Here is a 246-nt window from a genome sequence, read left to right as displayed (position 1 = left end):
GAAGAAAAGAAGGTCGACTTCAGCCACAACCCGTTCTCGATGCCGCAAGGCGGGCTGGAGGCCCTGGAAGGTCAGGATCCGCTGACCATTCGCGCCTATCAGTACGACATCGTCTGCAACGGCAACGAGATCGGCGGCGGCAGTATTCGTATCCACCGCAAGGACATTCAGGAACGAGTGTTCAAGGTGATGGGTATCTCCGAGGAAGAGGCGCAGGAGCAGTTCGGCTTCCTCCTAGACGCCTTC

General features: G+C 58.1%; 1 protein-coding gene. It reads left to right on the top strand.

Annotated features, from left to right (window positions below; translation table 11 throughout):
• Positions 1-246: amino acid--tRNA ligase-related protein (locus CVH10_RS23305; protein WP_369336003.1), on the top strand; the 246-nt coding region annotated here is incomplete at both ends.

Origin of the sequence: Halomonas sp. ND22Bw (genome assembly GCF_003011945.1) — a bacterium.
GTDB classification, from domain to species: domain Bacteria; phylum Pseudomonadota; class Gammaproteobacteria; order Pseudomonadales; family Halomonadaceae; genus Halomonas; species Halomonas halophila.
Note: the sequence above shows the minus strand (reverse complement) of the source record. Positions and strands in the feature narration are given on the sequence as shown.